Consider the following 25270-nt stretch of genomic DNA (forward strand, 5'->3'; position numbering starts at 1 on the left):
ATGAGTGATGTCGACCGTCTCCGCGACTACCTGCGCAAGGTCACCGTCGACCTGCACGAGACCCGGCAGCGGTTGCGGGACTACGAGCAGCGCGACACCGAGCCGGTGGCCATCGTCGGCATGGCCTGCCGCTTTCCCGGCGGCATCGCCTCGCCCGAGGACCTGTGGGAGGTGGTGGCCGCCGGGCGGGACGTGATGTCGGCCTTCCCCCCCAACCGGGGCTGGCCCCTGGACCGCCTCTTCGACCCCGACCCGGACCGGCCCGGCACCACCTACGTCAAGGAGGGCGGGTTCCTGTACGACGTGGCCGACTTCGACGCCACGTTCTTCGGGATCTCGCCGCGCGAGGCCCTCGCCATGGACCCGCAGCAGCGGCTGCTCCTGGAGACGTCCTGGGAGGCGCTGGAACGGGCCGGCATCGACCCCCTGTCGCTACGCGGCAGCCGGACGGGCGTGTTCGTCGGCAGCGGCGCCCAGGACTACGGGATGCTCGCCGCGCAGGCCGCCGAGGACCTGGAGGGCTACCTGCTCACCGGCAACGCGATCAGCGTGCTCTCCGGGCGGCTGTCGTACACCCTCGGTCTGGAGGGGCCCGCGCTCTCCGTGGACACCGCCTGCTCCGCCTCGCTGGTCGCCCTGCACCTGGCCCGCCAGTCGCTGGCCCGCGGCGAGTGCTCGCTGGCGCTGGCCGGTGGCGCGTCGGTGCTGTCCACCCCGGCCGGGTTCGTGGAACTGTCCCGGCAGCGCGGCCTGGCCCCGGACGGCCGCGCCAAGGCGTTCGCCGAGGCCGCCGACGGCACGGCCTGGGCCGAGGGCGCCGGGATCCTGGTGGTGGAGCGGCTCTCCGACGCGCGCCGCAACGGCCACCGCGTGCTCGCCGTGGTGCGCGGCTCGGCGGTCAACCAGGACGGCGCCTCCAACGGGCTGACCGCGCCCAACGGGCCCTCCCAGGAGCGGGTCATCCGCGCCGCGCTTGCCGACGCGGGCCTGGCCGCCGCCGACATCGACGCCGTCGAGGCGCACGGCACCGGGACCGCGCTGGGCGACCCCATCGAGGCCAACGCGCTGCTCGCCACCTACGGCCGGAACCGGCCCGCCGACCGCCCGCTGTGGCTGGGCTCGCTCAAGTCCAACCTGGGCCACGCCGGCGCGGCCGCCGGGGTCGGCGGCATCATCAAGACGGTGATGGCGCTGCGCGGCGACCGGCTGCCCCGCACCCTGCACGTGGACGCGCCCACCTCCGAGGCGGACTTCGCCTCCGGCGCGGTGGCGCTGCTCACCGAGGAGCAGCCCTGGCCGGAGACCGGTCGCCCGCGCCGGGCCGGCGTCTCGGCGTTCGGCATCAGCGGCACCAACGCACACGTACTGCTGGAACAGGCCGATGAGTTCGAGGCACCGGAGCCGGGAACGGCCATGGCGGCCGAGGCGATCGGCATGCTCACGCCGGTGCCCCTGGTGGTCTCCGCCCGCACCCGCGAGGCCCTGCACGCCCAGGCCGAACGCCTGCTGCCCCTGGTACGGAGCGGCACCCCGCTGCCCGACCTCGCGGCGGCCCTGCTGCATTCCCGCGCCGCCCTCGAACACCGTGCCGTGGTCGTCGCCGCCGACGCGGACACCGCCGCCGAGGGCCTGTCCGCCCTCGCCGCCGGTCGGCCACACGACACCGTGGTCAGTGCCACCGCCGCACCGGACGACCGGGTGGTGTTCGTGTTCCCCGGCCAGGGCTCGCAGTGGGCCGGCATGGCCGCCGAACTCCTCGACTGCGCCCCGGTGTTCGCCGCGCACCTCGCCGAGTGCGACACCGCGGCCCGCGCCTTCGTGGACTGGTCCCTCACCGACGTGCTGCGCGGGGCGCCCGGCGCGCCCGACATGGAGCGCATCGAGATCCTGCAACCCGTGCTGTTCGCGGTGATGGTGTCGCTGGCCGAACTGTGGCGCTCCTACGGCCTCACCCCGGCGGCGGTGGTCGGCAGCAGCCAGGGCGAGATAGCCGCCGCCTACACGGCCGGGGCGCTGTCCCTGCACGACGCGCTGAAGATCGTGGTGCTGCGCAGCCAGTTGTTCGCCGACGAACTGCGCGGCAACGGCGCGGTGGTGTCGGTGGCCGCGCCCGAGGAGCAGGTCCGCGCCCGGCTGGTAGCGCAGGGCGACGCACTGCACATCGGCGGGGTCAACGGCCCGAACGCGGTCACCGTCGTCGGCGAGCCGGCCGGCCTCGACCGGTTCGTCGCCGAGGCCACCGCCGACGGGCTGCGCGCCCGCCTGGTCGCCTCCACCGTCGCCTCGCACTGTGACCAGGTGGACCCGCTGCACGACCGCATCGTGGACATGTTCGCGGACGTCCGGCCCACCGCCACCGAGGTGCCGTTCTGCTCCACCGTCACGGGCGCCTTCACCGACACCGGCACCCTGGGCGCGGAGTACTGGTTCGACAACGCCCGCCGGCCGGTGGCCTTCGATCCCGCCGTGCGCACCCTGCTGGCCGCCGGATTCCGGCACTTCGTCGAGGTCAGTCCACACCCGGTACTGGTCACCGCCGTGCAGGAGATCGCCGAGGACGCCGGGGCCGATGCCGCCGCGGTCGGTTCGCTGCGCCGCGACCAGGGCGGCCTGGACCGCTTCCTGCGCTCGGCGGCCGACGCCCACACCCGCGGCGCCCCGGTCGACCTCGGCGCCGCCCTGGCCGGCCGGGACACCGCCTGGGTGGACCTGCCCACCTACCCCTTCCAGCGGCAGCGCTACTGGCCGGAGCCCGGCCCCACCGCCGCCACGGCCACCTCCGATCCGATGGAGTCCGGCTTCTGGGAAGCGGTCGAGAGCGCCGACCTGGCCGGCCTCAGCGACGCCCTGGAACTGGACCCCGCACCGCTGGCCGCCGTACTGCCCGCGCTGTCGGCATGGCGGCGGCAGCGGCGTGAACAGTCCGTCGTGGACTCCTGGCGCCACACCCTGGACTGGTGGCCGGTGCCCGATCCCGCGAGCGCCCGGCTCTCCGGGGACTGGCTGGTCGCCGTACCCCCGGGGCACACCGGTCCGGAACCCGACGCGCTGGCCCGGCACGGCGCCCGGGTGATCCGGGTCGAGGTCACCGCCGGTCCGCCGGACCCGGAAGCCCTGCGCACCGCACTGGCCGGCGCGCAACCCGCCGGGGTGCTCGCCCTGTTGGCCTGGCCGGCCGCCGTGTCCCTGGTCCGCGCCCTCGTGGAAGCGGGCGTGACGGCCCCGCTGTGGTTCACCACCACGGAAGCGGTGGCCCTGGACGCGAAGCCGGACGGCGACCCGGACCGGGCAGGGCTGTGGGGCCTGGCCCCCACCGTCTCCCTGGAACACCCCACCCTCACCGGCGGCATCGTCGACCTGCCCGCCCAGGCCGACGAACGGGCGCTGACCCGCTGGTGCGCGGCGCTGTCCGGGCGGACCGGCGAGGAACAACTGGCCGTCCGCCCGGCCGGGTTGTTCGCCCGCCGCCTGGTCCGCAGCCCGCTGACCGCCCCGACCGGCGCCGGCTGGCGGCCCACCGGCACCACCCTGGTCACCGGCGCGGAAACCGCCGTCGGCGCGGCCACGGCCCGCTGGCTGGCCGCCGCGGGCGCCCCCGCGCTGCTGCTGACCACCGCCCCGGAGGCCACCGTGGCCGCGGACGTCGTCACCGACCTGCGCGACCTCGGCACCGAAGTGCACACAGCCGCCTGCGACCTGACAGATCGTCAGGCAGTCGCGGAACTGCTCGCCGGGCATCCGGTCACCGCCGTGCTGCACACCGCCGTACCGCTGACCGAGACGCCGCTGACCGCCCTGGACGGCACCGCGGCACCCAACCCCGGGGTCACCGCCGCCCGGCATCTGCACGACCTCACCCGCGACACCCCGCTCACCGCGTTCGTGCTGTTCTCCTCCGTCTCCGGCACCTTCGGCGGCGTCGGCCAGGCCGGCTACGCCGCGGCCGCCGCCGCACTGGACGCGCTGGCCGAACACCGCGCCGCCGCCGGACTGCCCGCCCTCTCGGTGGCCTGGGCACCCTGGGACGACCCGGCCGACACCACCGGCGTGGCGGCCACCCGCCGGGAACGGCTGGCCGGACGGGGCATCGCGGTCCTCGACGAGCACCGTGCCCTGGCCGCGCTCGGCGCCGCGCTCACCGCCGGGGACACCCGGCTGCTGCTCGCCGACGTGGACTGGCCGCGGTTCCGGGCCGCGTACACCGTCACCGGACCGCGCCCGCTCATCGCCGACTTCACCCCTGACCGCGGCCGCCGCGAGCCCACCGGCCCGGACACCCCGGACGCCGGCCGGCTGGCCGCCCTGCCCGCCGCCGAGCGGTACGGCGCGCTGCTGGCCGCGATCACCGGGCAGGCCGCGGCCGTCCTGGGCTTCGCCGACGGCTCCGCGATCGACCCGGGCCGCCGCTTCCTCGAACACGGCTTTGACTCGCTGACCACCCTGGAGCTGCGCAACCGGCTGTCGGCGGCCACCGGGTTACGGCTGACCGCGGCCACCCTTTTCGAGCACGACACCCCCGAGGCGCTCGCCCGGCACCTGCGGGGCGAACTCCGCCCGGACCCGGCCGCCACCCCCGAGGCCGGGATGTTCACCGGCCTGTACCGCGAGGCGACCGAGGCCGGGAAGACCGGCGAGTTCATCGAACTGCTCGGGGCCGCCGCCACCTTGCGTCCCACCTTCGGCTCCGCCGACGAAGCCGGACCGCTGCCCGGACCGGTGGAGCTGACCGCCCACGACGAGGGCCCGCTCCTGATCTGTCTGCCCACCGTGCTGGCCACGTCCGGCCCGCACCAGTACGCCCGGTTCGCCGCCGGACTGCGCGGCCGGCGCGCGGTCTCGGCCCTCGCCCTGCCCGGCTACCTCGACGGCGAACCGCTGCCCGCCGACCGGCCCGCCGCCATCGCGGCCACCACCCGGCAGGTGGAGGTGGCGGCGGGGGAGCGGCCGGTGGTGCTGGTCGGCTACTCCTCCGGCGGCCTGCTGGCCGACGGCGTCGCCGCCGAACTGGCCGCACGGGGCCGGCCGGCCGCCGGGCTGGTCCTCGTCGACACCTTCGTCTTCGGACCCGAACTCCCCACCGACGGCGCCGCCCTGTTCGAGCAGATGCTCGCGAGGCTGGCCGACAACGGCGCGGTCACCGACGCCCGGCTCACCGCCATGGGCGGCTATCTCCGGCTGCTCACCGACTGGGAACCCGCCGACTCGACCACGCCGGTCCTGGTGGCCCGCGCCACCGAGCCGCTCACCGGGTTCGACCGCCCGCCCGCCTCCTGGGCCTACCCGCACGACGTGGTGGAGCTGGCCGGCGACCACTTCACCGTCCTCGAAGAGCATGCCGACCGTACTGCCCAGGCGGTGCACGAGTGGCTGGAGAAACAGTGACACAACGACGTACCACCGTTCTGGTCGTCGGCGCGGGCCCGTGCGGCCTGGCCATGGCCGCACAGCTCAGCCGGCTCGGCGTGGCGGTCACCGTGGTCGACGCGGCCGACCACCCGCACACCGGCTCCCGGGCGATCCTGCTGTGGCCGCCGGTACGCGAAGTGCTCGGCGAACTGGGGCTCGCCGAGCGGGCCGCCCGCGACAGCGTCCAGCCCGCCGCGCTCCACTACCACCTGGGCTCCGGCGGCAGCGTGCGCGTGCCGCTCAGCGAGGCCAACGCCCCGCTGATACTGCCCCAGGAGCACACCGGCCGGCTGCTCGCCCAGGCTCTGGCCGACCGGGGCGTCGACGTCGAGTGGGGCACCCGGGTCACCAAGGTCGCCCCGGACGCTCACACGGTCACCGTCACCGCGAGCCGTACGGACGGTTCCACCACCGAGATCGAGGCCGACTGGGTGGTGGGCGCGGACGGCCTGCACAGCCAGGTCCGCGCCCAGCTGGGCATCGACTTCTCCGGCGCCCGGTTCCCGGCCACCTTCCTACTCGCCGAGGGACGCATCGCCGGCGAGCACGGCACCGGCGGGATCAGCACCGAGGAGATCCACTACTTCCTCGCCGACACCGGGGTCGCGCTGATCGCCCCGCTGCCCGGCGGCGAGTTCCGTATCTCCGGCGCCGTCCCGGACGGCACCGAGGCCACCGCCCAGCAGGCCCAGGCGCTGCTGGACGAACGCGGCCCCGGCGGGCTCCGCTTCACCGAGGTGCGCACCGTGACCCTGTTCGCCAGCGACGAGCGGGTGGCCGGCGCGCTGCGCTCCGGCCGCTGCTTCCTCGTCGGCGACGCCGCCCACGTGCACAGCCCGATCGGCGGCCAGGGCCTCAACCTCGGCATCCCCGACACCCGCAACCTGGCCTGGAAGCTCGCCGGCGTGGTGCACGGCCGACTCCACGAGTCGATCCTGGACACCTACGACCCCGAGCGCCGCGCCGCGATCGAGCAGACCCTCCAGGCCACCGGCCGGATGGCCCGGCAAGCCGTGGTCGGCCCGCTCGCCCGTCAGATCCGTAACCTCACCTGGCGGTTGCTCGACGCCACCGGTGTACTGGCCCGCGGCTACGCCCCGATGCTGGCCGGCTGGCGCAGCCACTACCCCGACGTGCTCTTCGGCGGCACGGAACGCGCCCGGCCGCGCCCCGGCACCCGGGACCCCCGGTGGATCCCCAAGGCGTCCGACGAACTGGCCGGCCGGTTCCAGCTGATCACCTACGGCGGCAAGGACACCCGACTGGCCTCCGAGGCCGCGGAGTTGACCGACCGGCTGCCCGAACTGGTCGCGCACTTCCCGCTGGACGGCCCCACCGAGAAGTACGTGCTGCTGCGCCCGGACGGCTATGTGGCCGCCGCGGGCCCCGCCGACCGGTTCCCCGGGGCCGCCGCGAGGCTCGCCGCACTGGTCCCCACCCCGTCGTCCCCGGCCGCGACCACCCCGTGACGGCCGAGCACCCCACGAGCCGAGCACCCCACGATGAGAGGACACGACATGCCCAACCCCGACGGCGCGCCGGCCACCGGCTGTCCCGTGCACGCCGACGCCACGGCGGGCCCTCGCCCCTGGGCGCCCGGGCTGCCCGAACCCGGCCCGGTGGAGCAGCTGTTGCTGCCCGACGGCAACCCGGTCTGGATGATCACCCGGTACGACGACGCGCTCGCCGCACTCAACAACCGCAAGCTCAGCAAGCACTTCGACAACGCGCTGCCCGAACTGTGGCCCTCCGTGGGCTACGACGGCCGTAAGTCCATCCTCAACCAGCACATGAACCTCGCCGACCCGCCCGAGCACACCCGGCTGCGCAGACTGGTCTCCAAGGCGTTCACGCCGCGCCGGGTCGCCGACCTCGGCGAGCGGATCCAGCAGATCACCGACGAACTGCTCGACGCGGTCGCCGAGGCCGGCACCGCCGACCTGAAGGCCTCGTTCATCTCGCCGCTGATCTCCACGGTGCTCTACGAGATGCTGGGCGTGCCGCTCGCCGACGTCGAGGAGTTCGAGCGCAACACCTACATCTTCGTCGGCCTCGGCAACTCCTCAAGCCCCGAGGAGGTCGTCGCCTCGGTCGGCTGGTTCGAGGAGTACCTGACCAAGCTGACCGCGCAGCGCCGTGCCGACCCCGGCCCGGACCTCATCTCCGGTCTGGTGCAGGCCAACGAGGACGGCGACGCCCTCGCCGACCTGGAGATCCGTTCCACCGTCATGCTGCTGCTCCTGGCCGGTGCCGAGACCACCATCAACCTGCTCTCCAACGGCATCCTCGCGCTGCTGCGCAACCCGGAGCAGCTGGCCGAGCTCAAGGACGACCCCGAGCGGCTCGCCCCGGCCATCGAGGAACTGCTGCGGCTGACCAGCCCGGTGTTCACCGTGGTGTACCGCTTCGCCACGGAGGACATGGAGCTGGGCGGGGCGCAGGTCAAGGCGGGCGAGCACGTGATGATCTCACTGGCCGCGGCCAACCACGACCCGGGCCAGTTCAGCGACCCGGAGACGCTGGACATCCACCGTGACGCCTCCAAGCACCTGGCGCTCGGTCACGGCACCCACTTCTGCATCGGCGCCCCCCTGGCCAGGCTCAAGGCCCGGATCGCGCTGCGCACCCTGTTCGACCGGTTCGACGACCTCCGACTCGCCGTCCCCGACGAGAAGCTGACCTGGACGCCCAGCCTGGTGGCCAACAGCCTGGACCACCTGCCGGTGACGTTCACCGCGGCCACCCCGGCCGCCACGGGCTGACCTCTCCCGCGTATCCCCCCTCTCCATACCGAGACTCTCTTCCGCGCGGTGACTGCCGTCCCCGCGCGGGGTTGGGAACGACAGCGATGACCGAGGCACCGATGCTGGACCCGGGCTTCATAGCCCAGCTGCTGCCCTTCGACCCCTTCGACCCGGCCTTCCTGGCCGACCCCTACCCGATCTACGCGCAGATCCGGGAGAAGGGCCCGGTGACCCGCACCCCGCTGGGGCTGTGGGCGGTGACCGGGCACGAGGCCTGCTCGGCCGTACTGCGCGACCAGCGCTTCGGGTGGGGCGACGGCGCCACCGTCGCCGACCACTTCCGCACCGAGGCCGACGGCACGGTGGTGCGGCCGTTCATCTTCTCCGACCCGCCGGAGCACACCCGGATCCGCGCCCTGGTCGGCAAGGCGTTCGCGGCCCGTCAGGTGGACCGGATGCGGACCACCGCCGAGCAGGTCGTGCGCGAGCTGATCGAGACCGCGCGCGCCGAGGCCGGCGACGGTCCGATCGACCTGATGAGCGCGGTGGCGCACCCGCTGCCGGGCCGGATGCAGAACGCGCTCCTGGACGTCCCGGCCGAGCACGCCGCCCGTTTCGACGAGCTGTCCGGGGACATCGCCCGCGGCCTGGACCCGAGCTTCCTGCTCGCGCCCGAGGAGATCGCCAAACGCGACAACGCCCGCGCGGAGCTGTACCGGTACATCGGCGAACTGGCCGAGGAGCGCCGGGCGAAGCCGGGCACCGACCTCATCAGCGAGCTGGTCGCCGTCGAGGAGGGCGGCGACACGCTGACCCCCGAGGAGCTTGAGGTCACCTGCACCCTGCTGCTCTCCGCGGGGTACGCCACCACCGTGAACCTGATCGGCAACGGCATGTTCGCGCTGCTGGGCCGCCCCGACCAGCGGGACTGGCTGCGCGCCCACCCCGGCCAGGTGCCCGCCGCGGTCGAGGAGATGCTGCGCTTCGACACGCCGGTGCAGATGATCTCCCGGGTCGCCCTGGCCGAGGCCGAGATCGCCGGGCACACCATCCAGCCGGGCGAGCAGGTCATGCTGATGATCGGCGCGGCCAGCCACGACCCGGACGTCTACGACGACCCCGACGAGCTGAGGCTGGACCGGCCGGCCGGCCGCAACCTGGGTTTCGGCCTCGGCATCCACTTCTGCGTCGGCGCGCCACTGGCCCGGCTCACCGCACAGGCCGCGGTGTCCGCCCTGGCCGCGCTGGACCTGGAGCCGGTCACCGAGAGCCCGGCCCGGGTGCCCAACATCATCATGCGCGGCCTGGCCGAACTGCCCGTCCGGGTCACCGGCTGACCCGCAGGACACCGGGCGGATGCCCACCGGAGCCCTCCGGTGGGCACGCACCGCATCCCCCACGGCGTCCCGCACCCGACCACACGGCCACGGCCTCACCGCACCCGACCACACGGCCACGGCCTCACCGCACCCGACCACACGGCCACGGCCTCACCGCACCCGACCACACGGCCACGGCCCCACCGCACACGGAGAGTACGGGGATGACCGACACCCTGACCGCACCAGAACTCTGGATCCGCCGCTACCGGCCGGCGCCCCTGCACACCGACCTGTCGCTGGTCTGCTTCCCGCACGCGGGCGGCTCCGCCAGCTACTTCCGGCCGCTCGCCGACGCGCTGGCCCCCGTCGCCGACGTCCTGTCCGTGCAGTACCCGGGCCGCCAGGACCGGCGTGCCGAACCGCCCCGCACGGCGATCTCGCAACTGGCCGACGAGATCCTCACCGTGTTGGAGTCCCTGCCGCGCCGCCGGCTGGTGCTGTTCGGGCACAGCATGGGCGCCTGCGTGGCGTTCGAGGTGGCCCGCCGGATCGAGCGGGACTCCTCGCTCGACCTGCTCGGGCTGGTCGCCTCCGGCCGCACCGCCCCGCCCAAGGTGCGCGACCGCGGGGTCCGTTCGATGGACGACGCAGGTGTCGTCGCCGAGATCCGCCGGCTGAACGGCACCGACGAGCGGCTGCTCCTCGACGACGACGTCATCGAGATGATCATGCCGGCCATCCGCGGTGACTACACGGCGGTGGAGTCCTACCGGTACCTGCCGGGCCCGCCGCTGCGCTGCCCGATCAGTGTGCTCGTCGGCGACGACGACCCGCAGGTCTCCCTCACCGAGGCCGAGGAGTGGCGCGCCCACACCGCCGGCGCCTTCACCCTGCGCGCCTTCCCCGGCGGCCACTTCTACCTGGCCGAACAGCAGGCCGGAGTGGTCCGGGCGCTGACCGAGGACCTGGCGGCCTTCCGCCGCGGCCCGGGACGCGACGCCTGACCGAACCGTCCCCTAGTACGTCCCCCAGACCGAAGGAAGCCTGTGGTGATGACCGACCTGGCCGCCGCGATCGAGTCACCCGACGCGCAGACACGTGACTTCGCGTCCCTTCCGGTACCGGAGTCCTACCGGGCCACCGTGCTGCGCAAGGACGAACAGCACATGTTCGACGGGGTTCCGGTCGGCGACCGCGAACCCGCCAAGGCCCTGCACCTCAGTGACGTACCGACCCCGGAGCCCGGCCCCGGCGAGGCCCTGATCGCCGTCATGGCGAGCTCCGTCAACTACAACACGGTGTGGAGCGCGCTGTTCTCGCCCGTGCCGACCTTCGCCTTCCTCGAACGCTACGCCCGCACCGGCGGCCCGGCCGCCCGGCACGACCTGCCCTACCACGTGATCGGCTCCGACCTGTCCGGTGTGGTCCTGCGCACCGGGCCCGGGGTGCGCCGCTGGCAGCCCGGTGACCGGGTGGTCGCGCACTGCCTGTCCGTCGAGCTGGAGGACGCGGCCGGCCATGACGACACCATGCTCGACCCGGAGCAGCGGATCTGGGGCTTCGAGACCAACTACGGCGGGCTGGCCGAGCTGGCGCTGGTGAAGGCCAACCAGCTGATGCCCAAGGCCGGGCACCTGACCTGGGAGGAGGCCGCGGCCCCCGGCCTGGTCAACTCCACCGCCTACCGTCAGCTCGTCTCGCGCAACGGCGCCGCCATGAAGGTCGGCGACACCGTGCTGATCTGGGGCGCGGGCGGTGGTCTCGGCTCGTACGCCACCCAGTACGCGCTGGCGGGCGGCTCGATACCGATCTGCGTGGTGTCCAGCGAGCAGAAGGCGGAGATCTGCCGCGCCATGGGCGTCGAGGCGATCATCGACCGAGGCGCGGAGAACTACCGGTTCTGGCGGGACGAGGAGACCCAGGACCAGCGGGAGTGGAAGCGGTTCGGCAAGCGCATCCGCGAACTGACCGGCGGCGACGACGTGGACATCGTCTTCGAGCACCCGGGCCGGGAGACCTTCGGCGCCTCCGTCTACGTGGCCCGCAGGGGCGGCACGATCGTCACCTGCGCCTCCACCTCCGGCTACCGGCACGAGTTCGACAACCGCTACCTCTGGATGCACCTCAAGCGGATCATCGGTTCCCACTTCGCCAACTACCGCGAGGCCTGGGAGGCCAACCGGCTCGTCGTCAAGGGCCGTATCCACCCCACCCTCTCGCGTAGCTACCCGCTCGCCGAGACGGGCCGGGCCGTCACCGACGTCCACCGCAACCACCACCACGGCAAGGTCGGCGTGCTGTGCCTGGCCCCGCGGGAGGGACTCGGCGTCACCGACCCCGAACTGCGGGCACGGCACGAGCCGGCCATCAACCGCTTCCGCACGGTGTGAACGCGGGCCGGCAGGCCCGAGGTTCCCGCCGGCACGGCACCCACCGATGTTTGGTCTGCACCATTGACATGTACGCCGACCAGGGCCTTCAATGCGGCACGTCTACGTATGTCTTCCGACGTTCACGTATGAGGAAGGTCCTGGCATGAACACCCCCCACCCGGACATGGCCTGGCCCCGCACCCTGTTAAGACTCCTCGCTCTGCTCGCCGTGGTGCTCGGCGTCCAGGCCGCACCCGCGGCCACCGCCCGGGCCGCCGCGCCCGTGAATGTGATCGCCTTCTACGACGGCACCTACGACGCGGCGCACATCAGCTTCGACCACGAGGCCAACACCTGGTTCCCGCAGGCCGGCGCCCAGAACGGCTTCACCTACACGGCGACGACGGACTGGAGCCGGCTCAACTCCGCGACGCTCGCCAACTACCAGGTGGTGATGTTCCTCGACAACTACCCGCACACCGCGTCGCAGCAGTCCGCCTTCCAGACCTACATGGCGGGCGGCGGCGGATTCATCGGCTTCCACGTCTCGGCGTACAACGACAACACCAGTGACTGGCCCTGGTACCACAACACGTTCCTCGGCACCGGCACCTTCAAGAGCAACAGCTGGGGTCCGACCGCGGAGACCCTTCAGATCGACGACCCCACCCACCCCGCGACCGCGAACCTCCCGGCCACCATCACGTCCTCGGTCAGCGAGTGGTACAGCTGGCAGAACGACCTGCGGCAGAACCCTGCCATCGACATCCTCGCCTCGATGGCCCCGTCCACCTTCCCGATCGGCACCGACCCCAACCAGACCTGGTACAGCGGCTATTACCCGATCGTCTGGTCCAACCGCAACTACAAGATGGTCTACAACAACTTCGGCCACAACGCGATGGACTACGCGACCAACACCACCCTGTCGTCGACGTTCGGGAGCGCCCAGCAGAACCAGCTCCTGCTCCAGGAGATCAAGTGGGCGTCCGGCCAGTCCGGTCCGGTCACCCCGCCCGCCAACACCACCGGTCCGATCCACGGCTACGGCGGCAAGTGCGTGGACGTGGCAGGCGCCGCCACCGCCAACGGCACCGCCGTCCAGCTCTACGACTGCAACGGCACCAGCGCGCAGAACTGGACGGTCTCCACGGCCGGGACCCTCAGCTCGCTCGGCAAGTGCATGGACGTGACCGGGGCCTCCACCGCCAACGGCGCCAAGGTGCAGCTCTACGACTGCAACGGCACCGGATCACAGGTCTGGCAGCCCGGCGCGAACGGCTCCCTGGTCAACCCGCAGTCGGGCAAGTGCCTCGACGCGACCGGTCCCAGCTCGGCCAACGGCACCCGGCTGCAGATCTGGTCATGCTCGAGTTCCGCCAACCAGAGCTGGACGCTGCCGTCCTGAGCCGACCCTCCGTAAAGGCCGGCGTGCCCCAGCCGCGGCATGCCGGCACCGGGGGTCAGAACAGTGTGCGCACGGGCGCTCCGGCGCTCCAGGCCGCGATGTCCTCGACCGCGTCCCGGTAGAAGACCTCGTACAGATCCCGGCTGACGTACCCGATGTGGGGGGTGACCACGGCGTTCGGCAGGGTGCGCAGCGGATGGCCGGCGGGCAGGGGTTCCCGGTCGAAGACGTCCAGTGCCGCCGACCTGATCCTCTTCCCGGTCAACGCGCCGATCAGCGCCGCCTCGTCCACCAGGGGCCCGCGCGAGGTGTTCACCAGGATCGCCGTCGATTTCATGAGGCCCAGTTCGCGCTCGCCGACCAGGCCCCGGGTACGGTCGCTGAGTACGAGATGAATGCTCAGCACATCGGAGCGGGCGAAGAGTTCGTCCCGCGAGACGTACTCCGCTCCCTTCGCCTGCGCGTCCGCGGGCGTCAGATTCTGGCTCCAGGCGATGGTCCGCATACCGAAGGCGCGCCCGATCTCCGCCACCGCGGTCCCGAGCCGGCCGAGACCCAGCACCCCGAGAGTGGCACCCCTGAGGCTCGTCCCCAGACCCTCCTGCCAGCCGCCCCGGCGTACGGAGTCCACCTGCTGCGGGACCATGCGGGCCGCGGAGAGGATGAGCGCCCAGGTGAGTTCGACCGTCGGGTACCCGAAATAGCCCGTGCCGCAGACGGTGATCCCCGCACGGCGAGCGGCTTCCAGATCGATCGCCGCGTTGACCGGTCCGGTGGTCACGAGCAGTTTCAGCCGGGGCAACCTGACCAGGGTCGAGGACGGGAAACGCGTCCGCTCCCGCATGGCGACCACCACCTCGTACTCGGCGAGGGCCGCCACGACCGCCTCCTCGTCCGCGAAGGCCTCCCTGAAGACGTGCACGTCGGCCTGGAGCGAGTCCCAGTCGGCCAGGCCCAGGGCCACGTCTTGGTAGTCGTCCAGGATCGCGATCCTCATGCGCATTCCTCTCGCTCTCGGCAGCCGGGCCGACATACAGATGGGTGAGGCGTGTACCGAACGAGGGTACGGGGGTGGAACCGCCGGGGCTCCTGTGGCACGTGGGCTCCATGACCGAAATGGTCGTCAGCAACGTGTGGTTTCTGTGCCCACACCTCGAAAAGACCGGTCAAGCGCGATGTTCCTCACAGGAAAAAGCGGCTCCAGGGCGGCCGTCTCCAGCAGTTTTGCGGTGGTAGCCTCAAATGAGTGAGCAATCGACTCCTCGTCAAGGCGCCGGCCGGCACAACTTCCGCGATGCCTCGGAGGATTTTCCCGAGAACTTGCTCGTCGTATTCGAGGGAGTTTCCGGTCCGGGTAAGTCGAGCCGGGCGTCCGACACCGTATTCACGGAAGGCCGGCCGAGGTATATGGAATCGCTGTCCGCGTGCGCACGGCAATTCCTCGGACAGCTCGACGAGTCCACCACCGGTCCGTACTCCGTCGACGCGGAACGTCTGCCGACGGCCCCGCATCGACTGGTCGAGGGCGGGAACACGGTCATCGTCGCGTACCACCCCGACGCCGTCACGACGGCCGGCCGGCTGATCGGCATGGGCCCGGAGGGGGGGCGCCAGGGCGGACAGGCGATCGCCGCGGGCACCCCGGAACAGATCGCGGCCCACCCGGGATCGCACACCGGCGGGCATCTCGGTGCGCTGCTGGAGGAGACGCTATGAGCCTCGCCCACATGGAAGCCGCGACGGCGCAGGCGCTGTCCCCGTTCGACGACGAGACCGACGGTCCTGAACCGCGGCTCCCGGCGGAGGGCGGCAGCACCGACCCCGTGAAGGACTACCTGCGCCTCATCGCCCGGGTGAAGCTGCTCACCGCGGAGCAGGAGGTCGACCTCGCCCGGCGCGTCGAGGCCGGCCTGTACGCGCAGCGGCTGCTGACGGAGGGCGAGAACCGGCATCCCCGGGAGGAGCTGGTCCTGCTCGCCGAGGACGGCCTCCGGGCGAAGGCCCACCTCACCGAGGCCAACCTCCGCCTGGTCGTCTCCGTGGCCAAGCGCTTCACCGGCCGGGGCCTGGACTTCCTGGACCTCGTCCAGGAAGGAAACTCCGGTCTCATCCGGGCGGTGGAGAAGTTCGACTACGCCAAGGGCTTCAAGTTCTCCACGTACGCGACCTGGTGGATCAAACAGGCGGTCACCCGCGCCCTGGCCGACCAGAGCCGCACCATACGGATCCCGGTCCACACCGTGGAGCTCATCAACCGGGTTGCCCGGGCGCGCAGGGAACTGATGCTGGACAGGGGCGTGCTGCCCACCCCGCAGGAGGTCGCCGTGAAGGCCGAGATCCCGGTCGCACGGCTCGTCGAACTCGACGCCTACACCAGGGAACCCGTCTCCCTGCACGCCGCGCTCAACGAGGAGGGCGACGGCGAGTTCGGCGACCTCATCGAGGACACCGACACGCCCGCTCCCTGGGAGGCCGTCACCCACCATCTCCTCCAGGACACCATCCGCCGCCTGCTCAGCGGCATGACCGCCCGCGAGGCCGGCATCATCGCGCTGCGCTACGGACTCACCGACGGCCGCGCCCACACCCTGGAGGAGATCGGCGTCGTCTACGGCGTGACCCGCGAACGCATTCGGCAGATCGAGGCCAAGACGATGAGCAAGCTCCGTCACCCGTCCCGCTCCCAGGTGCTGCGGGACTACCTCGACGACACCTGACCCGACCGGCCGCGCCTCCGTCCCCGGCCTCCTCCACCACGGCACCCGGCCGGGGCGCGGGCAGGCCGGCGCTCCAGGTGGTCGACTCCACCGCAAAGCGGGGGACCTTGAACGGCCGGGGACTCGACGGGAAGTGGGGCACGGTCGGCCGGGGAGAAGGCGACCCATGGGCGGTCGGCCGCGTACGGCGACCGCTACAGACCGCGCCACACGTTGTCGAAGGCCGCGTTCTCGATCTCCCGCCGCTGCCGGACGGCCGCCAGCTCCGTCACGGCGCCGTCCACCGCGGCCACCACCGTCACGGTCGCGTCGGAGACGGTACTCGCGAGGTCCTTGGGGGTCTCGTCCTGGATGCCCACCGCGGCCGCGAAGGCGGCGAGCACTGGCTCACCCGACGTCCAGCGCTCGCGCGCCCGGGCATGCTCGGGCGAGTCGGCCGGCGCCGTCCGCCCGGTCGGCAGCGGCAGCCACCGTCGCCGCTGCCGGGTGACCGTGCCGTCCTCCTCCAGTTCGGCGAGATAGGTGGCGGACAGGCCACGCCCCCGGCGCCACAGCCAGTCCTCGACCGACTCGTAGGGCGTGTCGCGCTTCAGCGCCGCCGAGGCCTGGTCGAGGAGCCGGTCGCCTGTCCCGCCCTGGGAGGCGGGCACGACGATCTCGTCGTCGAGGGTGGCCGCCCCGGCGTCGAGGAGATCGACCAGTTCGGCTCCCGCGAGCGCCAGCGAGAGGTCGCCCTGCTCGACGGGCCGGGCCGCGGCGTCGTACACGGTGACGATGAACAGGTCCCGGGGTGTGGTCATGTCGGACTCCCCAACAGAGAGGGCGGCAGAGGCATCTGCGGCCATGGTGGCGCGGAAGAACACGATGCCCGGTGCGGGCGCCACGCAGTCTCTCGCGCTTCGCCCGCGCAGGTCACTCGTTCCGCCCAGGCGAGACGTGTGGTGTGCCGCTTCGCGCGCCGTACCACCACGATGTGCCGCGACGAGCCGACGCGCAGCGCGACACGGGCGGGTGCGGGGCCACGGGAGCGGCGATCGACAGGGCCGGGGAGCAGGGGCCCGCACGGGCGGGCCGGGGAGCGGGAACCGAACCCGCACCGGCGGGAGCGGCTATCCACAGCGCCGATGGAGTGCCGGCATGCGCGATAGGCTGCTTGGCGATCAGAAGGGTGACATCAACCGGAGGTCGGTGGACATGACAGCGGAGGTCGAGCCGTCGTCCGCCGTCGGCGCGGGCGGCCGGGACAGCCGGCTGGGTCCCCTGATCATCACCCTCTTCGGACTGTACGCGCGCGGTGAGCACAACTGGCTCTCCGTGGCCTCGGTGATACGTCTCATGGCCGACCTCGGTGTCGAGGGTCAGGCCGTCCGCTCGGCGGTCTCCCGGCTGAAGCGGCGCGGGGTGCTGCGCAGCGAGCACCATGAGGGAGCCGCCGGATACGCCGTCGCCGACAGCACGCTGGAGGTGCTGGAAGAGGGTGACATACGCATCTTCGAGCGGAACCGGGCCGCGGCCGACGACGGCTGGCTCGTCGTCGTCTTCTCCGTGCCCGAGTCCGAGCGGGACAAGCGCCACGCCCTGCGCACGGCCCTGACCCGGCTGGGCTTCGGCACCGCGGCCCCCGGCGTATGGGTGGCCCCCGGCATCCTCGCCGACGAGACCCGCCGCACCCTGCAACGCCTCGAACTGACCCCGTACGTCGACATCTTCACCGGCGACCACTTCGCCTTCGGCGACCTGTCGGCGAAGGTCCGTGAGTGGTGGGACCTCGACGAGCTCACCGCGCTCTACGCGGACTTCCTCACGCGGTACGGGTCGGTGCGCGAGCGCGCGGCCGCAGGCGGGATCGCGCCGAGGGAGGCGTTCGGGCTCTATCTGCCGATGCTCACCGAGTGGCGCCGGCTCCCGTACCGCGACCCCGGCCTGCCGCTCTCCCTGCTGCCGCAGGGCTGGCACGGTGAGACCGCCGGCGCGCTCTTCGAAGAACTCGACAGGACGCTCCGGGCGCCCGCCCGCGAACACGCCCTGGCGGTCATCCACACCGCCTAGGCCTGGGGCCTGATCAGCCGTTCCTCCGGGATCACGGCCACCCCGAGGATCTCGATCATCGCCTCCGGTTGCCAGAGCGCCGTGCAGCCGATGCCCGCCATCGCCGGGTACACCGGCCCCGCGAGCTCCCGCCACACCCTGCCGATCTCCTTGCCGTGGGCCTGGTAGTCGGGGATGTCGGTGAGATAGATCGTCACGCTCACCAGGTCCGCCGGCTCGCCGCCCGCCGCCCGCAGCGTGCTGAGCACGTTGCCGAACGCCTGACGGAACTGCTCCACGATCCCGCCCGGAACGATCTTCATGTCGGCGTCGAGCGCGGTCTGGCCGCCCAGGTGGAGCGTGTTGCCAGCGAGCGTTCCGTGTGAGTAGCCGCTCGGGGCGGGCAGTTCGGGCGGGTTCACGGCGACGGGAGTCATGAGGCCTCCGGTTCGGTGGTGTCCGGCTCCGGCCGCACGGCCGGTCATATTGACAATAAATGACGACCGTGAAATATACGAGATAGGGCGCGGTCCTCCTCCGGACCCGACGAGCCGACGCCCCCGACGAGCCGACGCCCCCGACAGGCCGACGCCCCCGGCAAGCCCACGGAAACGGAGCCGTTCCATGGAGCCCGACCTCAGCAAGTACCGACTCGAAGGCGACAGCGAGATGTACCGGCTGCCCAGCGGTATCGTCGCGCCCGTCGTCACCCGGGCCGGTCAGGAGGACGTGAACACCGCCGACTCGGGCGGCGCCGTCCGGGTGTCGGGCGTCAGCGCCCAGCACACCCCGGCGCGCCGCCTCTGGTACGGCAAGGTCAGCAACGAGCCCGGCTACCGCTCGGTCACCCACCACCACGGCGAGGCCGAGACCGGCGGATACGTCCTGTCCGGCCGGGCCCGGATCTACTTCGGCGAGAAGTTCGAGGACTACGTCGACATGACGGAGGGCGACTGGGTCTTCGTCCCGCCCTTCATGCCGCACGTCGAGTGCAACCTCTCCCGGAGCAAGCCGCTGGTGTGGATGACCACCCGGACCCCGGAGAACATCGTGGTGAACCTGCCCGACGTGGCCGACACCGACCTGCGCGACTGGCTGAACCGATGACCGCCGCCCCGACCTCGGCGATCGTCACCGCGGCCCTCACCCTCAAGCCGGCCGCGCCCGAGCACTTCGACCTCGCCTTCACCGCCACCACCCAGCCCTGCCCCTGGCCCAAGGCCTACGGCGGCGACCTCGTCGCCCAGGCCGCCGCGGCCGCGATGCGCTCGGTGACCGACGGCAAGTCGCTGCACTCGATGCACAGTTACTTCCTGCGCCCGGCCGACATCGGCGCCGAGGTCCGCTACGAGGTGGAGGTGGTGCGCGACGGCCGCGGCTACAGCACCCGCCAGGTCCGCGGCTACCAGAACGGCAAGGCGCTCTACGTCTGCCTCGCCAACTTCGCGGCGGGGGAGCCGGGTGGCTCCTTCCACACCGAGTTCGCCGGGGAGATCCCCGGCCCCGAGACGCTGCCCAGCTCTGCCGAGTACCTCGCCGAGCGCACCGGCGGCACCATGACCGCCGAGTCCAGGGCCTACTGGCGCGGCGGCCGCGGCTTCGACATGCGCCACGTCCCCGGCCCCGTCTACCTCACCGTCGAGGGCGAGCGGCTGCCCCACCAGGCGGTCTGGCTACGGCCGTTCGACGCGCTGCGGCCCGTCGAGGGACTCACCGACGCCCAGCGCGACCTCGCCGCCCTCGCCTACGTCTGCGACTACACGATCCTCGAACCCGTCCTGCGGGTCCTCGGCCTGGCCTGGGCCGACCCGGGCCTGGTCACCGCCAGCCTCGACCACGCCATGTGGTTCCACCGCCCCGCACCGATGGGCGACTGGCTGCTCTACGCCCAGGAGGCGGTGGCCGCCGACGAGGGCCGCGGCCTCGGCACCGGACGCTTCTTCACCCGCGACCACCGTCACCTGGCCACAGTCGTCCAGGAGGGCATGATCCGCCCCGCCTGACCGCCCGCCGCATTCCACCGGCGGGCTCCCGGAAGGAACCCCACGTTGGCTGTTCCGCTCTCACCGACCTCACACCTGGACACCTTCGCCCGGGACCATCTCCCGCCCGCCGGTCTGTGGCCCACGCTCGAGTTCACCACGCCCGAACTGAGTTACCCGGCCCGCCTCAACGCGGCCACCGAGCTCATCGACGCGGCCGTAGAACGCCACGGCCCCGACCGCCCCGCCTTGCGCACCCCCGCCGGGGAGCTGTGGACGTACGGCGAACTGCGCACCCGCGCCAACCAGGTCGCCCAGGTCCTCACCGAGGACCTCGGCCTGGTCCCCGGCCGGCGCGTCCTGCTGCGCGCACCGAACACCCCCTGGACGGTGGCCTGCTGGCTCGGCGTCCTGAAGGCAGGCGGGGTCGTGGTCACCACGATGGCCGCCCTGCGCGCCCGCGAGATCACCCCGATCGCCGAACGCACCAAGCCCGCCATCGCGCTGGTGGACCACCGCTTCACCGACGAGATCCGCACCGTCCTGCCCGACCTGACGCTGGTCGAGTACGGCGGGCCCGGCCCCGACGACCTGGTCGCCCGGTGCGCCGCCAAGTCCGGCGAGTTCAGGGACGTGGAGACGGCCGCCGACGACGTGGCGCTGCTCGGCCCCACCTCCGGAAGCACCGGCGTCCCCAAGATCACGATGCATTTCCACCGTGACATCCTGTCCATCGACAACACCTTCGGCCGCCACCTGCTGGGGCTGCGCGAGGACGACCTGGTGGCCTGCACCGCGCCGTTCGCCTTCACCTTCGGCCTCGGCATGCTGGTCGTCTTCCCGCTGCGGGCCGGCGCCTGCGCCCTGCTGACCGAGACGGCGACCCCGGCCCAGCTCGCCGACCTCGTGGAGAAACACGGGGTCACCGTCCTCGCCACCGCGCCCACCGCCTACAAGGCGATCGTGCGCGACGGCAAGGAAGGGCAGCTGAGCAGCGTCCGGGTCGGCGTGTCGGCGGGCGAGCACATACCGCTCACCACCTGGCAGGAACTGCGGGACCGTATCGGGCTGAAGGTCATCGACGGCATCGGCGCGACCGAACTGCTGCACATCTTCATCTCCGCCGCCGGCGACGACATCCGGCCCGGAGCCACCGGACGTCCCGTGCCCGGCTACCGCGCCACGATCCTGGATCTCGACGGCGAGGAGCTCGGCCCGGGTGAGCCGGGACGGCTCGGCGTCATCGGCCCGGTCGGCTGCCGCTACCTCGACGACAAGCGCCAGCAGGACTATGTCGTCAACGGCTGGAACGTCACCGGCGACATCTTCCACCGCGACGAGGACGGTTACTTCCACTACCACGCCCGCAGCGACCACATGATCGTCTCCTCCGGGTACAACATCGGCGGCCCCGAGGTGGAGGCCGCCATCGACACCCACCCGGACGTCGTCGAGTCGGCGGTGGTGGCGCGCCCCGATCCCGAACGCGGCTCGGTCGTCTGTGCCTTCGTCGTCCTGCGCGAGGGCGTCACCGGGGACCCGACGAAGGCCAAGGAGATACAGGACCACGTCAAGCAGGTCCTGGCGCCCTACAAGTACCCGCGGGACGTCCGCTTCCACGACGTCCTGCCGCGCAACACCAGCGGAAAACTCCAGCGGTTCGCGCTCCGCAAGATCATCGAAGCCGAACAGACCGCTGAGCAGTGAGAGGAACTGCCTTGAAGATCGCGATCATCGGCGGTGGCCCGGGAGGGCTCTACCTCGCGGCGCTGCTGAAGCAGCTGGACCCCGCCCACGAGATCACCGTATGGGAGCGCAACGCCCCCGACGACACCTTCGGGTTCGGCGTGGTGTTCTCCGACGAGACACTCGGCGGCATCGAGAACGCCGACACCGTCTTCTCCGAGGCCATGTCCCGCCGCTTCGCCCGCTGGACGGACATCGACATCCACTACCGAGGCGAGAGCCACACCGTCGGCGGCCAGGGCTTCGCCGCCATGAGCCGCAAGGAACTGCTGCACCTCCTCCAGGAGCGCTGCCGGGAGCTGGGCGTCACCCTGCACTTCTCGACCCCGGCGCCCGAGGTGGCCGAGCTGCGTGCCTCGCACGACCTCGTGGTTGGCGCGGACGGCGTCAACTCGGCCGTCCGGGCGGCCCACGCGGACGCCTTCCGCCCCTCCCTGGACCGGCGGCGCAGCAAGTACATGTGGCTGGGCACGGACCGGGTCTTCGAGGCCTTCCAGTTCTTCGTCAAGGAGACCGAGTGGGGGGTCGTGCAGGTCCACGGCTACCCCTACTCCGACACCGGCTCGACCTTCATCGTGGAGATGCACGAGGACGTCTGGCGCCGGGCCGGCTTCGACGTCACGGAGGACACCGTGTTCGCGCCGGGGGTCTCCGACGAGCAGGCCGTGGCCCGGATCCGGGAGCTGTTCGCCGACGAACTCGGCGGGCACCAGGTGTTCGCCAACAACTCCAAGTGGCTGAACTTCACCACCGTCCGCAACGAGCACTGGCACCACGGCAACCTCGTCCTCATCGGCGACGCCGCCCACACCGCCCATTTCTCGATCGGCTCCGGCACCAAGCTGGCCATGGAGGACGCCCTCGCCCTGGCCGCCTGTCTGCACGAACACCCCGACGCGGAGAGCGCGTTGACCGCCTACGAGAGCGAGCGCCGCCCGGTGGTGGAGTCCACGCAGCGGGCCGCGCAGGCCTCGCTGGAGTGGTTCGAGAACATCGGCATGTACGCCGGCCAGGAACCCACCCAGTTCTGCTTCAACCTCCTGACCCGCTCGCGGCGTATCACCTACGACAACCTGCGCACCCGGGACCAGGAGTTCGCCGACCGCGTCGACGCCGCCTTCGCCGCGGCGCAGGGACTGAACACCGAGGCGCCCGCGATGTTCCAGCCGTTCCGCATCGGGCGGCTGGAGTTGAAGAACCGGGTGATCGTCTCCCCGATGGACATGTACTCCGCCGTCGACGGCGTGCCCGGTGACTTCCATCTGGTCCATCTGGGTTCGAAGGCGATGGGCGGGGCGGGCCTGGTGATGACGGAGATGGTGTGCGTCTCGCCCGAGGGCCGCATCACCCCCGGCTGCACCGGCCTGTGGAACGACGAACAGCGCGGCTCCTGGCAGCGGATCGTCTCCTTCGTCCACGACCGCAGCACCGCCCGGATCGGCCTCCAGCTCGGCCACTCCGGCCGCAAGGGCTCCACCCGCCTGATGTGGGAGGGCGTGGACGAACCGCTGCCCGACGGCAACTGGGAGGTCGTGGGCCCGTCCGGACTGCCGTACGGCCCCGGATCGCCCGTCCCCCGCGAACTCACCCGCCCCGAACTCGACGCCATCACCGCCGAGTTCGCCGAGGCGGCCCGCCGGGGCGCCGAGGCTGGCTTCGACCTCCTCGAACTCCACTGCGCCCACGGCTACCTGCTCTCCTCCTTCCTCTCGCCCCTCGCCAACCAGCGCACCGACCAGTACGGCGGCTCGCTGGAGAACCGGCTGCGCTATCCCTTGGAGGTCTTCGACGCGGTCCGGTCCGTCTGGCCCGCCGAGCGGCCGATGACCGTGCGGATCTCCGCCACCGACTGGGCCCCCGACGGCAACACCGAGCACGACGCCGTGGAGATCGCCCGCGCCTTCATCGCGCACGGCGCGGCCGCCATCGACGTCTCCACCGGTCAGGTCACCAAGGACGAACGCCCCGCCTACGGGCGTTCGTACCAGACCCCCTTCGCCGACCGGATCCGGCACGAGGTGGCCGCCGAGAGCGGTGCGGCCGTGATCGCGGTCGGCGCCATCGCCTCCTACGACGACGTGAACTCGATCCTGCTGGCGGGCCGCGCCGACCTGTGCGCCGTAGGACGCACCCATCTGTACGACCCGCACTGGACGCTGCACGCGGCCGCCGACCAGGACTACCGGGGACCGGCCGCCGAGTGGCCGGTCCAGTTCGGGGCCGGGCGCCGCAAACCGCCCACCGCGCGCACCGACGCCGTTCGCCCCCGCCTGTCCCTGCTGCGGGCGGACTCGGCGGGGGAGAGCGTCCACCTGCGGTGGAAGCCCCTGGGGGAGGGACTACCGGTGGTGGGGTGACGTCAGGTAGTGCTGGCGGATCAGCTCCTTGCCGTACTCGGCCGTGGTGATGCGGCCCCCGTCGACGAGAGCGGCCAGGGTGCCGGTGTGCTGGCCCCGTTCGTTGAGGAAACCGAGGTTCGCGCCGGGCGGCCCGTGCTCCCGGCCGCCCTGGCTGTGCTCGGCGGCGTCGGTCACCCGCTGGTCCAGGTCCCGGATCAGGTAGCAGCGCTGGACGAGCACGGTGGCGACGGCCATCGCCGTGCAGACGACGGCCAGGGTGACGGCATGGACGAGGACCATACGGGCCCGCAGCGAGCGCCCGCGGAGATGGGCCAGGGCGCGGCGGACCGCCGTCATGCCTCGTCGTCCGCCGGTCTGAGGACGTATCCGGCGCCCCGCACGGTATGGATCATGGGCTTGCGGTCCTTGTCGATCTTCGTCCGCAGGCCGTAGACGTACACCTCCACCAGGTTCCCGCCGCCGTCGAACGAGCTGTTCCACACGTGGTCGAGGATCTGCGTCTTGCTGAGCACCTGGCGGGGGTGGCTCATCAGGAACCGCAGCAGGTCGAACTCCTTCGCGGTGAGCGGGATCGGCGTGCCGCCCCGGCGCACCTCGCGGGTCTTCTCGCCGAGCACCAGGTCGCCGAGGACCCGCACCCCTTCCTCCTCGGGGACCTCGCCGGCCCCGGAGCGGCGCAGCAGCCCGCGCAGCCGGACCATCACCTCCTCCAGGGAGAAGGGCTTGGTCACGTAGTCGTCGGCACCGGAGGACAGTCCGTCGAGCCGGTGCTCCACCGCGTCCCGGGCGGTCAGCATGAGCACGGGCAGCCTGGCGTTCTCGTACCGCAGCCGGCGCAGTACCTGGATCCCGTCCAGATCGGGCAGCATGCCGTCCAGCACGACGGCGTGCGGGCTGTGTCTGCGGGCGGTGCGCAGGGCGCCGTAACCGTCCCCCGCCACGAAGGGCCGCCGGCCCGCCGCGGTGACCGCCACCGAGAGCACCACATGCCCCCGATGCTCTCCTGGCGGGCTGTACACGAGCTGTGGAACGACCGCCCGATGATCATGGTGAACCGTTCGGTTTTCGCCCTCCGAAGAGGCCCGGAGGCGTGACGCCACCCATAGGAGCCAGATCACATCCTATCGGGGTTAGTAGGCGAGGAACGCCCTGAACGCCATGCAAGCCGCATCAAAAGGGGCATTT

The 25270-nt window shown here is 72.1% G+C and carries 19 protein-coding genes; 14 read left to right on the top strand and 5 right to left on the bottom strand.

The window, feature by feature from the left end:
* The 7 genes from AB0N16_RS27860 (at position 1) to AB0N16_RS27890 (ending at position 13252) form a co-directional block, all read left to right on the top strand.
* Positions 1-5382, top strand: coding sequence for a type I polyketide synthase (locus tag AB0N16_RS27860; protein WP_365801278.1), 5382 nt, complete (start codon positions 1-3; stop codon positions 5380-5382).
* Positions 5379-6875 (top strand): FAD-dependent monooxygenase, encoded by a 1497-nt coding sequence (locus AB0N16_RS27865; protein ID WP_365801280.1) that lies wholly within the window; start codon positions 5379-5381, stop codon positions 6873-6875. The genes AB0N16_RS27860 and AB0N16_RS27865 overlap by 4 nt, the downstream gene beginning before the upstream one ends.
* A gap of 48 nt (positions 6876-6923) precedes the next feature.
* Positions 6924-8168, top strand: a complete 1245-nt coding sequence (locus tag AB0N16_RS27870) for a cytochrome P450 (protein WP_365801282.1) — start codon at positions 6924-6926, stop codon at positions 8166-8168.
* A gap of 86 nt (positions 8169-8254) precedes the next feature.
* Entirely contained in the window at positions 8255-9487 is a 1233-nt protein-coding gene (locus tag AB0N16_RS27875; RefSeq protein WP_365801284.1) for a cytochrome P450, read from the top strand.
* Positions 9488-9693: 206 nt separating this feature from the next.
* Entirely contained in the window at positions 9694-10476 is a 783-nt protein-coding gene (locus AB0N16_RS27880; RefSeq protein WP_365801286.1) for an alpha/beta fold hydrolase, read from the top strand.
* Between the two features lie 48 nt (positions 10477-10524).
* Positions 10525-11862: a crotonyl-CoA carboxylase/reductase gene (ccrA, locus tag AB0N16_RS27885; protein ID WP_365801288.1), complete on the top strand. Its 1338-nt coding sequence runs from the start codon at positions 10525-10527 to the stop codon at positions 11860-11862.
* Positions 11863-12007: 145 nt separating this feature from the next.
* Positions 12008-13252: a ThuA domain-containing protein gene (locus AB0N16_RS27890; protein ID WP_365801290.1), complete on the top strand. Its 1245-nt coding sequence runs from the start codon at positions 12008-12010 to the stop codon at positions 13250-13252.
* 55 nt (positions 13253-13307) lie between these two features.
* Here AB0N16_RS27890 and AB0N16_RS27895 read toward each other — a convergent pair whose 3' ends face one another.
* On the bottom strand, positions 13308-14249 hold the full coding sequence (locus AB0N16_RS27895; protein WP_365801292.1) for a D-2-hydroxyacid dehydrogenase family protein: 942 nt from the start codon (positions 14247-14249) through the stop codon (positions 13308-13310).
* 245 nt (positions 14250-14494) lie between these two features.
* On the opposite strand from AB0N16_RS27895, the gene AB0N16_RS27900 reads away from it, so the two are divergent.
* Both AB0N16_RS27900 and AB0N16_RS27905 read left to right on the top strand, forming a co-directional pair.
* Positions 14495-14968, top strand: a complete 474-nt coding sequence (locus AB0N16_RS27900) for a hypothetical protein (protein WP_365801294.1) — start codon at positions 14495-14497, stop codon at positions 14966-14968.
* Positions 14965-15969, top strand: coding sequence for an RNA polymerase sigma factor (locus AB0N16_RS27905; protein WP_365801296.1), 1005 nt, complete (start codon positions 14965-14967; stop codon positions 15967-15969). The genes AB0N16_RS27900 and AB0N16_RS27905 overlap by 4 nt, the downstream gene beginning before the upstream one ends.
* 194 nt (positions 15970-16163) lie before the next feature.
* On the opposite strand, the gene AB0N16_RS27910 is transcribed toward AB0N16_RS27905, so the two are convergent.
* Positions 16164-16769 (bottom strand): GPP34 family phosphoprotein, encoded by a 606-nt coding sequence (locus AB0N16_RS27910; RefSeq protein ID WP_365801298.1) that lies wholly within the window; start codon positions 16767-16769, stop codon positions 16164-16166.
* Positions 16770-17163: 394 nt separating this feature from the next.
* On the opposite strand from AB0N16_RS27910, the gene AB0N16_RS27915 reads away from it, so the two are divergent.
* Complete coding sequence (locus AB0N16_RS27915) at positions 17164-18018, top strand: PaaX family transcriptional regulator C-terminal domain-containing protein (protein ID WP_365801300.1); 855 nt, start codon at positions 17164-17166, stop codon at positions 18016-18018.
* Here AB0N16_RS27915 and AB0N16_RS27920 read toward each other — a convergent pair.
* A complete protein-coding gene (locus tag AB0N16_RS27920; protein ID WP_365801302.1) occupies positions 18015-18434 on the bottom strand; it encodes a RidA family protein in 420 nt (139 codons plus the stop codon). The two genes, AB0N16_RS27915 and AB0N16_RS27920, sit on opposite strands and share 4 nt — an antisense overlap.
* A 187-nt stretch (positions 18435-18621) precedes the next feature.
* On the opposite strand from AB0N16_RS27920, the gene AB0N16_RS27925 reads away from it, so the two are divergent.
* From AB0N16_RS27925 to AB0N16_RS27940, 4 genes are read left to right on the top strand one after another with little or no spacing between them, the layout of a single operon-like run.
* Positions 18622-19104 (top strand): cupin domain-containing protein, encoded by a 483-nt coding sequence (locus AB0N16_RS27925; protein WP_360496034.1) that lies wholly within the window; start codon positions 18622-18624, stop codon positions 19102-19104.
* Positions 19101-20000: an acyl-CoA thioesterase domain-containing protein gene (locus AB0N16_RS27930; RefSeq protein WP_365801304.1), complete on the top strand. Its 900-nt coding sequence runs from the start codon at positions 19101-19103 to the stop codon at positions 19998-20000. The genes AB0N16_RS27925 and AB0N16_RS27930 overlap by 4 nt, the downstream gene beginning before the upstream one ends.
* A gap of 45 nt (positions 20001-20045) precedes the next feature.
* Positions 20046-21686 carry an AMP-binding protein gene (locus AB0N16_RS27935; RefSeq protein ID WP_365801306.1) on the top strand — a complete coding sequence of 547 codons (1641 nt, stop codon included), beginning with the start codon at positions 20046-20048 and terminating at the stop codon, positions 21684-21686.
* An 11-nt stretch (positions 21687-21697) separates the two neighbouring features.
* Positions 21698-24082 (top strand): bifunctional salicylyl-CoA 5-hydroxylase/oxidoreductase, encoded by a 2385-nt coding sequence (locus AB0N16_RS27940; RefSeq protein WP_365801308.1) that lies wholly within the window; start codon positions 21698-21700, stop codon positions 24080-24082.
* On the opposite strand, the gene AB0N16_RS27945 is transcribed toward AB0N16_RS27940, so the two are convergent.
* Both AB0N16_RS27945 and AB0N16_RS27950 read right to left on the bottom strand, forming a co-directional pair.
* Complete coding sequence (locus tag AB0N16_RS27945) at positions 24065-24421, bottom strand: hypothetical protein (RefSeq protein WP_365801310.1); 357 nt, start codon at positions 24419-24421, stop codon at positions 24065-24067. The genes AB0N16_RS27940 and AB0N16_RS27945 overlap by 18 nt on opposite strands.
* Positions 24418-25071, bottom strand: a complete 654-nt coding sequence (locus AB0N16_RS27950) for a response regulator transcription factor (RefSeq protein WP_365801312.1) — start codon at positions 25069-25071, stop codon at positions 24418-24420. Before AB0N16_RS27950 ends, AB0N16_RS27945 begins: the two co-directional genes overlap by 4 nt.
* Between the last annotated feature and the right edge of the window lie 199 nt (positions 25072-25270).

Source organism: Streptomyces sp. NPDC051105, assembly GCF_040682795.1.
Classification (GTDB): Bacteria; Actinomycetota; Actinomycetes; order Streptomycetales; family Streptomycetaceae; genus Streptomyces.